Origin of the sequence: Mitsuaria sp. GD03876 (genome assembly GCF_029840635.1) — a bacterium.
Lineage (GTDB): Bacteria > Pseudomonadota > Gammaproteobacteria > Burkholderiales > Burkholderiaceae_C > Roseateles.
Map to the genome: position 1 here is coordinate 36,568 of NZ_JAOCCU010000049.1, position 9,649 is coordinate 46,216.

Genomic DNA, 9,649 nt, shown 5'->3' on the forward strand with positions numbered 1-9,649 from the left:
TCCCGATTTCCTTGTCCTCCACGGTCCTCGCGACCCGCAGCCCCATGTCCGGCAATCATTTCCACGTCCACGGCCCGCACGACCACGAACTCGAACACGCCGCGCAGCACGAGCCCAAGGGCCTGGCCGGCCAGTTGGCGGTGATCACCGCGGTGCTGGCCACGCTGGGCGCGTTCTTCTCGTACATGGGCGGCGCGACGCAGGCCAACGCGGGCCTGTTCAAGAACAACGCCGCGATCACCAAGACCGAGGCGGCCAACCGCTGGAACTACTTCCAGGCCAAGAGCAGCAAGCAGAACCTGGCCGAGTTCGCGCTCGACCTGACCCCCAGCGAGGAACAGAAGGCCAAGTACCGCGAGAAGATCGCGCGCTACGAGTCCGAGAAGAACGAGATCAAGGCGCAGGCCGAGAAGCTCGAGGCCGAGTCCACGGCCTGGGACCGCAAGAGCGACGACCAGTTGCACCTGCACCACCGCTGGGCCCAGGCGACGACGGCGTTGCAGGTCGGCATCGCGCTGGCGGCGATCGCGCTGCTGACCAAGCGCCGCTGGATGGAGTACGCGACGCTGGGCGCCGGCGTCGTCGGCATCGGGCTGGGGATCGCGGCCTGGTTGCACGTCTGAGCGTGCGCAGGGCGCCAAGGCGCCCGTTCTACGAGCCGCTCCAGGCGCTCGCGATCTCGGCATCCAATCGCTGTCCGACCTCGTGAGGTCTCATCGCGCCAGCCATGTAGGGCGCATCGACCTCCAACTGAAAGCGTTTATTCAGGGCGCCTGGAGCCAGGCCCGGACGCCATGACTCCGTGGGCGCGGCACGCGCGCGCATCTGGTCAACGCCGCGAAGGCCGATGAGCTCGATGACCTTCGCGGACTCGTACGCTCGTGCGGCGACCAGAGCCATCCGTTCGAAGGCTTCCTCCATTGGCTCTCGCTCGAATCCATTCGCGACGTGGTGGATGAAGAGAGATCGCAGCGCATTCGACAGGTCGCTCATCTCCAAACCGAACGGGGTATCGCCGACTGATGGCTCGAACTGTCCCCAGTTGGGCACCGTCGCGAATCCTCCAAAGTCCGCGAACCTGCCGTGCATGTCGACGTTGCTGGTCGTGATGCCGCCGACGAGGACTCGATGAGCGAATGCAAAACCGAGCTGCGTCGCCAGACGCGCCGACCATCGCTCCAGCTGGTTCAACCACGACACGAGCGGCATCGCATTTCTCGCTGACTGGAAGTGATGCTCGACCCGCCGCGCATCTCGAGCGCCGTCGACCACCGACACGCCGGTGAAGAGCGGAGCTCGTTCAAAGTGAGCCGGGCGCAGGAACGCGGGACGAATCAACAGGCAGCGAGTTTCTCGATCCGGGCCATCGTGATCGGCCCAGCGTTGAATCTCCCCGGTGTCCAGGATCGCGAGGACAGGCACGGCCCCATAAGGAAAGTGTTTCCTGAGGATGCAGGACCACAGCGTCTCCTTCAGGCATTCAGCCAGGTAGGCCCCACCGCTGCTGTGTGTCGGGTCGGTCTGCTCTCCGATGAGCGGGGTTCTTCCGACGCCCTTCACGTAGAAGCCGTTCACGAACGCCGATCGACCGCTCCCACCGTTGTAGGCCAGTCCCGCGCCGCCATAACGATCGACGATGCCCATGGGCCCGCTGCTGGAAACTCCACCTGAACCGGCGTTGATGGCGAAGGCGCAAGTGGAAAGCACCGCCTCTTCGAGCGACTCGCGACCGCTCGATGGCTGACCGATGAGCCAGCGACGCGGATCTCTCATCTCGGGTGCCACCCAAAGCACCTTCGCATTTGGCAGGCGACGCAACGGCATCTGCAGGTTGTGGTCGGGGCCCAGTACGGCGGACATCAAGGCACGAGGAATGGGCGACGGCATTTCACGAGGCGGCGACTTCATCGAGCGAGAACAGCTGAAACGATCGCGCACCGGGTATCGCGTTGAGCGACGGATGCCGATCAAGGCAAAAGCGATCGTCTCGATAGGAATGGAAAACGCGGATGTCTTCGCCGCAGTTCCAGTCCCACGGGAGTTCCGGAAGCCCCTCCGTCAGAGGACGCGTCAGTCGCTGTTCGTCGATGCTGAGCCACAGGGCGAAACCGTCGGACGATTCTTCGATGCGGGCCAGTTGCATGGCCAGCCGGACCCATCGAAGCACGATGGGGCGTCGTTCGAAGACCCCTTGGCAGTTCAAGAAGAGGCGACCCAATCGCTCCGCGGTTCTGAAGCGACGAGTCGCGAATCGGCGATCGAAGGGGATCCTCGAACCGCGGTACTCGTCTCGCCGGATCGTCGCGGCAATGATGTGACGGGGGGCCTTGCCGAATCCGTGCCAGGCCACGCGACCAAATCCGTCCACCAGCACCGTCAATTGCTGAGGTTCAGCGACCAGACGCTGCACGAGCCTTGTCGTCGCATCCCGGGAATCCGAGGTCGCATCCAGCTCATGCAGCAGAACTGCTCCGATGCGCAACGGCTGGAGGTCGGCCTCAGGGCATGCGACACGGCCCATTTGTTCGATGGCCCAAAGCGGCGGCGGTGGACTCTTGCTCATTTCCCGTGCGCCAGCAGACCTGAGCCGTAATAAGCCACCTGCATCGAACAGACCACCACCACCCATCCGACCTTCGTGCTGTGCTCGGGATACGTCGCCACGACGACGATGGCGAAGACCCCAAGAACGACGGGCTTCAGGATCAATGCCGTGAAGATTCCCATCGCACTGCCGAATTCCAAGTTCCAGTATCGGGATTCTTCGTCGAAATGTCGTGGGTGATAAACGAACTGCATATAAACGAAATAGACCGTGAAGCCGATAATGCCGCCGATCGTCCAAAGAAACGCGTCGTATCTGGAAATATGAAAATGCATCACAAGCAGGATTCCAGATACTGAGACTCCGTTCAGCAGCGCAGCCCGCCTGTAGAGAAGTCGCAATGTCATGTTTGAGAAGCACCCGCCTCGGCGGGTGCGTTGATGCCACTTTGATTGCGATCAGGTCAGCCGGTCGCCGATATATGCCCCGAACGTACCGCCGAGGGTCCCACCGAAACTTTGACCGAAGGTCCTGCCGATCACATACCCCGCCACGATCCCCGGCGGACCGAAGATGGCTCCAATCGCCGCGCCAGCCGCGCCACCGTAGAGTTGGCCGGCGACTGTGCCGGCCACGCCGCCAACGACTCCTCCGGCAAGGGCACCTTCGCTGGTTCCGCCCTGCACGAGATCGATTTCTTCTTCCGTCATCAATTGCATATCGCTTGACTGGTTCAAGACAGAGATACGGCTGTCAGCTCCCGCTCGCGGCGCCTGCCGCGGTGGCATGCGTCCCATTCCTGTGACGTGCCGCGAAAAAGGTTATCGAGCGGCATGTCGAAACCAAGATTTGACTGACGCTTTGACAGGGAATTCGGCTGCAGTTCTTTAATGGAACTTTGCTGCCTTTAGCTTGCCTCATGCATAAGGAAGCATTCGACCAATGTGCCATCAATGCTCATCTAGATGGAGGCTGACATGGCATCAATAAATTCAGGCCATCAGATATGCAATTGCGTGTCATCAGGGACGCCAGGAAATTTAAATTCCCGGGCTCTTTCAAATGTCAAGCGAGAAAGTTAATCGGCGTAGATTCGTTGCCGGAATGCAATTCGGGACACCTGTCCGGCCCCTCCCCTGAAGAAACAACCTCAAGTTCCCCTCCCATCCGCCGATAGCGAAGGGATCACCGCCACCGCCATGAGAGCGACGCGGGACAGCCGCCAGGGAGGCGTTTCGCATGACTTCGATTTCCTCGACGGGCTCCGGCCTGCTGGACCGCATCGCCGCCAGCCGGACGGCGACGACCTACCGCGCGCCGTTCTCGACGACGCAGGCGCGCCAGGACCACACGACGATGAACGCCGCGCGCACCCGCGTCACGCTGGACGCCGGCGCGGACGACGGGCTCGTCTACGGGCTGCCCAAGACGCCGGGCCTGGGCGCTCAGCGCGTCTGGGCCAAGGCCGGCGACGACGGCCTGAGCGAGCTGATGGCGCGCAACAGCGGCAAGGACGCGCACACGCTGTCGGACCGCTGGCGCGGCCTGGGCGGCATGCTGCTCAAGCAACTCGCCGACACCGGCGCCGGCTACAAGCAGACGCTCGCGGACTACGTGCCGCCGCCCGGCGAGGCCGGGGCGGTGGACGCCACGGCCAGCACCGATCCGGTGGCGGCGGCCGCGGCGCTGAAGGACGAGGCGGTCGGCGGCGTCGCCACGAACGCCGCCACCGTCAACCTGAAGATCCAGACCCGGTCCGGCCAGACGGTCGAGCTCAAGATCGACGTCAACAACGGTGACAACGGCGGCACCCGCGGGCTGCAGGTCGAGGTCTCGAGTTCCGGCACCTTGAGCGGCACCGAGCGCCAGGCGCTGGCGGAACTCGCCGACGGTCTGGACGAGGCGCTCGAGGGCCTCGGCGAAGGCCTGCCGACGTTGGACCTGTCCAAGCTGGCCGCCTTCGACAAGAGCGGCGTGCTGTCGCAGCTCGACCTGAAGATCGAGAACCCGAACGCACCGGCGAACGTGCCGGGCGTCATGAAGTCCTTCTCGATGCACCTGGGCGCGGACAAGAAGTCGTTGGCCCTGCAGACCACCAGCGGCGAGATGTCGATGGAAGTCGACGCGGCGACGCCGCTCGGCGCGTCCAACGGCGCGCAACGCCGGTCCGCGATCGACCAGTTGCTCAAACAGATCGACGACGCCACCGAGCGTAGCCATGCGGATGCCGGCATGACCAAGGCCTTCAAGGACGCGTTCAAGGCGCTGCAGGCACCGCCGTCCGACACGAAGGACAACGCCGCCGACGCCGCCGGCGATGCGAAGAAGAAGGCGATCGCCAGCCTCGTCGTCCAGCCGTTGAAGACGCCGGCGCAGGACGGTGACCCGACCGATCCGGCGACGTCGGCCGTGGCGTCGATGAGCGAGGGCCTGCGCTCGCAGGCGCAGGCGATGCAGAGCGGCCTGGCGGACTTCCAGGCGAGCTTCAGCGCCGATTCGCAGCGCACCAGCCGCATCGGCAGCGTCAAGGAGCAAGGCCACGCCGAATACAAGATCGGCCAGACCACGACGACGCGTCCGAACAGCGCGACCGGCGGGTTGTCGATCCAGCAGTCGCAGACCGAGGACCTGACGGCGAGCTTCCAGCGCTCGCGCAGCTTCACGCTGGACCGCGACAGCGGCAACTACGACGCCACGACGGTGCAGGACAGCAAGACCGTCACGACGCTGATCGACACGGTGAAGGACTCGATCGCGCGCGCGATGCGCAAGACCGACGAGCACAAGCTCAAGACCTTCACCTCGCTCGAGAAGAACCGCGTGACCGAGCATCAGGAATGGCCGCAGCAGCAGAGCTTCATGGAGCGGCTGCGATAGGACGCGACAGGCTGTCTCGCCGGGGATGAGAGCCCGAGATAAGAACGATCGCCGAGGAGAAAAGATGCCTTCAAGTGCTTCGGCCGCACATCAAGACGCACGCAAGTGGGATGAGAACTGGACAAGCGTCTCTGATGGTCAAGGAGGCGGGCAAGGCGACGTGAAAGTCGTGGTCCGAAAGGATGGAAGCGCGCCGGAGCAGCGATTCCTGAAGATCCTCAAACACCAGAACGACGCTGGCCGGCGAAGACGGATGTATCGCGAGGTGGCGGCCTACCAGACGCTTCAACATCCGGACATTCCGAAGTTGATAGAGACCAATGCCCACAAGTTCGACGACCTCGCCTTCAAGCTCTACCTCGTGACCGAGCATGTCGCCGGCACGCCCTTCGGGGACCACGTCGAAGCGCATGGCCCGTTGAGTCTTCAGGACGCACTCCAATTCACGATTGCGCTCCTGGACATCGTGGATCGCTGCCATCAATCCGACATCGTCCACCGAGACATCAAGCCCGACAACATCATCCTGCGCGCGAGCGCCCTGAGCGCCCCGAGGACCCCGGTGCTCGTGGACTTCGGCCTCTCGTTCAACCGAAGCGATGTCGCACCGAATGCCACGGGACTTGATGAGGAGGTCGGCAACAGGTTTCTCCGCCTGCCCGAGCTCGCCCCCAATTCAGCTGACAAGCGGGACCCTCGCAGCGACGTGACCTTCTGCGCGGGTGTGCTGCTTTACGCGCTTACAGGGCGAGTACCGGCGGTTCTGACGGATGGTCAGGAGCGCTTGCCGCATCAGGTCGATTCAACCAAAGAGGCGCTCAGGCGGCTGGATGACGATTGGCGCGAGCGGCAATTGAAGAGAGTCTTCGACACCGCGTTTCAGCATGCGCTGGACCGGAGATGGCAATCAGCGGGCGCCCTTCGTGACGAGCTTGTCCGCATTCAGTCAGGCGATACCAAAACGCCGCTCACCCGGGAGGAACTTCAGGAAAGCGTGCAGACGCTGGTGCAATCGCAGTCGCTCATGACCAAGGCGAAGTTGACGAGCAGCTTTGAAGGCGCAATCAACGAGATCGGCTCAGTTGTGCACACCATGGCTACATCCGGCCAGTTGGGAGCGCTGAGGTCAATGCAGACCGATCAGAGAATCAACGTGGGAGAGCGCTGGGCCGTGACCCACCACTGCTTCGCCTTCGTTCCGCCTTCTAGTCTTCAGCCCTACATTCAGTTCCGGATCGAGGCGGTGGGGAATGAATTGGTCGTTGCCGCGACCTACGCCGGCGAAAGAACGGAACTGCATCGGACGCCGCTGGAGGCTCCGCAGTTCGACATCGCATTCGCGCACGCCGTGGAAGCCACTTTCCTCAAACAGATCCATGCGGAGCTGGACGCCTCCTAGAACGGGTCAGCGGCCCACGACGCCCCGAAAACGCTAGGCATCGCCAACTCCCCACTCGGTCGCCATCGCCCCTCATTCCGATTGAGGATGCGGCGTCGCCGCCGTCCGCCACGCGCGACGGATTCTTGCTAGCGTGATCGGCTCCATCGTTCCCGAGGGGCTGCCATGTCCAGGATCTGGTTCGCCAAGGGCCTGCGCGGCGAGATCGCGCGGCGCATCCAGCTCGAGGCGCTGCGTCAACAGTTCTTCGTGGGCGATGCCGCGACCTTCGTCGACGGCGACTTCGGCAACGACACCGCGACCGCGCTGAGCCGGCTGCAAGCCGCCCGCTTCCTGCCGGTGACCGGCCAGGTGGACACGCCGACCTGGCAGCAGCTCACGCATGACGCGCTGCCGACGCTGTTCGAACGTTGCCTGGGCATCACCGCCGATTTCGAAGGCCACGGGTTCGGGCTGCTGCAAGGCAACTTCGACGGTGCCGGCCTGACCTGGGGCGTGATCGGCTTCACCCTGTCCAACGGGGAGATCCAGCAACTGCTGGCCGAGGCTGAAGCCGCGTCGCCCGGCACGCTGGACCGCAACCTGGGGCCATTGGCGTCCACCTGGCGCGCCCGGATGGCGATGCCCCGCGCCGCGCAGGTGGCGTGGGCCGACAGCATCAGCTCGGGCCCGAACAAGGCGACGGTGCCGCCCGAATGGAAACAGGCGTTCGCCAGGCTCGGGCAGGAGCCGGTGATCCAACGGCTGCAGATGCACCGCGCGTATGACGCGTACTTCGTCCCCGCCGCGGCGACGGCCCGCAAGTTGCGCTTGGCGTCCGAACTGGGCGTGGCCCTCGCCTTCGACTGCCATGTGCAGAACGGTGCCTCGCGCGTGCAGGCCGTGGCGGAGCTCGCGCCACTGGCCGGGACGATCCAGGAATCCGACATGCGTCGGCGCCTGGCCAATCGCGTCGCCGACCTGTCGTCGCCGGCCTGGCGGGAGGATGTGCGCGGACGCAAGCTGACGATCGCGAACGGCGGCGCCACGTTCCGCGGGCGCGTGTACCAGTTGGGGAACTGGGGACTCGGGGAGTTCGCCGCGGCTTGAGGGGCTCGCCGCCAGCCACCGCGGGTCAAAAGAGAAAAGCCCCGCGGCTAGCGCCGGGGGCTTTGTCTCATCAGGGCCGTCGGGGACGGAGGACCTCGGCCCTCCGTGCGATCGCCCTCGTGGGCGATCAGGCCGATCAGGCCGACTTGCGACGACGCGACGCGGCCACACCGACCAGCGCAAGGCCGGCCAGGGCCAGCGTCGCCGGCTCCGGCACTTCGGCGGCGGAAGCCTGGAAGAACACCTTCTCGTAAGCGGTGCTGCCGTTCAGGCCGGTGATGTTGTTGATGCGATAGCCACCCGCGTTGTTGACGGTGTGCAGGCACATCGACAGCGGGCTGTCCGACACGTCGCACTGGCTCAGCGAGACCGAGTCGCCGGCGGCGGTGAAGCCCCACGACCAGTCCGGCGCGAAGTACCAGTTGGCACCGTTGGCTTCGTGCGTGTTGCTCGTGCCGGCGCCGGTGTTGACGATGGTGTCGGCGCGCAGCGCGGCGGCCAGCGACAGGAAGAGGTCGGAACCGGTTTCGCGGCCGGCCATCATCAGGTAGTCGCCGGTGCAGGCGTTCAGCACGTTCTCGCCGCTGTCGCCGACGTACAGGTTCATCGTGCCGACGTAGCACTGCGTCCAGCCGCCGTTGACGATGGTGTTGATGTTGACGTTGGCTTGCGCGCCCACCGGCAGGTAGGTCGGCGCGGCCTGGGCGGCACCGGCGACAGCCAGGGTGGCGAGGAGAGCGGCGATCTTGGTTTTCATTGGGAGGCCTTGCAGGAGGGAGGTTGCGGATGCCCTACCCTTCGCAACGACCGTGCCAGACGCGCAACCCATTGATTCGATTGATATTTATTTCCGAATCCCTAAAGTTAGGGACAAGAACGTCAACAAATCCGACACATCGGGCATGCTGCTTGCCGTGAACTCCTTCGCGCCTGAGATTCCGCGCGCTCCGAAGCGCTCCTTGAGAAGCATGACCGCCCTTCCGTTGTTGTCGACCGGTGTCCGCGCCGCGCTCCTGTTCTTGATCCTGGGCGCCTCGTTGTGGAGGGCCGGCGATTGCCTCGCCGCGGATGAGCGCGTGAGAGTCGCGGTCTATCGCGGCGCGGCGGCTTGCGAGGACTGCGCCGAGGCGGTGAAGGCCGCTTTCGCGCGCCTGGGAAAGCGATACGAGGTGGCATACCTCGGCCCGGATGAGGCGTCGGACGTGACGCCGGCATCGTTGAGCACCTACGACATCTATGTTCAACCCGGCGGCGGCCAAGACATCCCGGGCGCGCTCCGGGCTCTGGGCGCGTCACGCGTCGCCGCCATCAAGCAGTACGTGGTGAACGGCGGCCGTTACCTGGGCCTGTGCATGGGCGCGCATCTCGCCGACGCGTCGGGCATCGCGCTCATCCCGCAGGTCCTCGACGCCGAAGCGGGCCGCCCGAACTTTCCGGTGAAGACGATCGACGACGCCGTCGTGCGCGTCGTCTGGCAGGGCGTCCCCGAGTACGTCTTCTTCCAGGACGGCCCCTTCCTGCCCGAGAACAAGTGGGACCAGCGATTCAAGGTCATCGCCCGCTACCAGAACGGCGACATCGCCGTCGCGCGCTATTCCCACGGCGCCGGCCTCATGGTCCTGAGCGGCCCGCATCCGGAAGCCGGCGATGCCTGGTTCGAGGACATCGACGCGGATCCGGCCCAGCGCCCCAGCCGGCCGCTCTTCAAGGACCTGGTCCAGCATCTCGGTCGTTGAACG

10 protein-coding genes are annotated in these 9,649 nt (G+C 64.7%); 5 read left to right on the forward strand and 5 right to left on the reverse strand.

All coding sequences use genetic code 11. The features are described from left to right. Positions 1-44: 44 nt before the first annotated feature. Positions 45-623: a DUF4337 domain-containing protein gene (locus N5D62_RS23665; RefSeq protein ID WP_279760409.1), complete on the forward strand. Its 579-nt coding sequence runs from the start codon at positions 45-47 to the stop codon at positions 621-623. A 28-nt stretch (positions 624-651) separates the two neighbouring features. On the opposite strand, the gene N5D62_RS23670 is transcribed toward N5D62_RS23665, so the two are convergent. The 4 genes from N5D62_RS23670 to N5D62_RS23685 are packed head-to-tail and all read right to left on the reverse strand — an operon-like array spanning position 652 to position 3,264. Then, on the reverse strand, positions 652-1,860 hold the full coding sequence (locus N5D62_RS23670; protein ID WP_279760410.1) for a hypothetical protein: 1,209 nt from the start codon (positions 1,858-1,860) through the stop codon (positions 652-654). A 28-nt stretch (positions 1,861-1,888) separates the two neighbouring features. Then, positions 1,889-2,563, reverse strand: a complete 675-nt coding sequence (locus tag N5D62_RS23675; protein WP_279760411.1) for a hypothetical protein — start codon at positions 2,561-2,563, stop codon at positions 1,889-1,891. Continuing rightward, positions 2,560-2,952, reverse strand: a complete 393-nt coding sequence (locus N5D62_RS23680) for a hypothetical protein (RefSeq protein ID WP_279760412.1) — start codon at positions 2,950-2,952, stop codon at positions 2,560-2,562. Before N5D62_RS23680 ends, N5D62_RS23675 begins: the two co-directional genes overlap by 4 nt. Positions 2,953-3,003: 51 nt before the next feature. Continuing rightward, positions 3,004-3,264: a hypothetical protein gene (locus tag N5D62_RS23685; protein WP_279760413.1), complete on the reverse strand. Its 261-nt coding sequence runs from the start codon at positions 3,262-3,264 to the stop codon at positions 3,004-3,006. Between the two features lie 520 nt (positions 3,265-3,784). On the opposite strand from N5D62_RS23685, the gene N5D62_RS23690 reads away from it, so the two are divergent. The 3 genes from N5D62_RS23690 (at position 3,785) to N5D62_RS23700 (ending at position 7,910) form a co-directional block, all read left to right on the forward strand. After that, complete coding sequence (locus N5D62_RS23690) at positions 3,785-5,422, forward strand: hypothetical protein (protein ID WP_279760414.1); 1,638 nt, start codon at positions 3,785-3,787, stop codon at positions 5,420-5,422. A 160-nt stretch (positions 5,423-5,582) separates the two neighbouring features. Beyond that, positions 5,583-6,821, forward strand: a complete 1,239-nt coding sequence (locus tag N5D62_RS23695) for a protein kinase (protein ID WP_279760415.1) — start codon at positions 5,583-5,585, stop codon at positions 6,819-6,821. A gap of 165 nt (positions 6,822-6,986) precedes the next feature. Further along, the gene (locus N5D62_RS23700) at positions 6,987-7,910 is read left to right on the forward strand and encodes a peptidoglycan-binding protein (RefSeq protein ID WP_279760416.1); all 924 of its coding nucleotides are present in this window, start codon (positions 6,987-6,989) and stop codon (positions 7,908-7,910) included. 136 nt (positions 7,911-8,046) lie between these two features. Here the strand turns inward: N5D62_RS23700 and N5D62_RS23705 are convergent, their stop codons facing one another. Continuing rightward, a complete protein-coding gene (locus tag N5D62_RS23705) occupies positions 8,047-8,667 on the reverse strand; it encodes a PEP-CTERM sorting domain-containing protein (RefSeq protein ID WP_279760417.1) in 621 nt (206 codons plus the stop codon). A 145-nt stretch (positions 8,668-8,812) separates the two neighbouring features. Here N5D62_RS23705 and N5D62_RS23710 point away from each other — a divergent pair, with 145 nt between their 5' ends. Continuing rightward, on the forward strand, positions 8,813-9,646 hold the full coding sequence (locus tag N5D62_RS23710) for a BPL-N domain-containing protein (RefSeq protein WP_279760418.1): 834 nt from the start codon (positions 8,813-8,815) through the stop codon (positions 9,644-9,646). Positions 9,647-9,649: the final 3 nt, after the last annotated feature.

What these genes read in the sequence shown, in the direction of transcription:
- N5D62_RS23670 (WP_279760410.1), bottom strand. Translation starts at nt 1,860, where the DNA reads ATGTCCGCCGTACTGGGCCCCGACCACAACCTGCAGATGCCGTTGCGT.
- N5D62_RS23710 (WP_279760418.1), top strand. Translation starts at nt 8,813, where the DNA reads ATGCTGCTTGCCGTGAACTCCTTCGCGCCTGAGATTCCGCGCGCTCCG.
- N5D62_RS23690 (WP_279760414.1), top strand. Translation starts at nt 3,785, where the DNA reads ATGACTTCGATTTCCTCGACGGGCTCCGGCCTGCTGGACCGCATCGCC.
- N5D62_RS23665 (WP_279760409.1), top strand. Translation starts at nt 45, where the DNA reads ATGTCCGGCAATCATTTCCACGTCCACGGCCCGCACGACCACGAACTC.
- N5D62_RS23685 (WP_279760413.1), bottom strand. Translation starts at nt 3,264, where the DNA reads ATGCAATTGATGACGGAAGAAGAAATCGATCTCGTGCAGGGCGGAACC.
- N5D62_RS23700 (WP_279760416.1), top strand. Translation starts at nt 6,987, where the DNA reads ATGTCCAGGATCTGGTTCGCCAAGGGCCTGCGCGGCGAGATCGCGCGG.
- N5D62_RS23680 (WP_279760412.1), bottom strand. Translation starts at nt 2,952, where the DNA reads ATGACATTGCGACTTCTCTACAGGCGGGCTGCGCTGCTGAACGGAGTC.
- N5D62_RS23675 (WP_279760411.1), bottom strand. Translation starts at nt 2,563, where the DNA reads ATGAGCAAGAGTCCACCGCCGCCGCTTTGGGCCATCGAACAAATGGGC.
- N5D62_RS23705 (WP_279760417.1), bottom strand. Translation starts at nt 8,667, where the DNA reads ATGAAAACCAAGATCGCCGCTCTCCTCGCCACCCTGGCTGTCGCCGGT.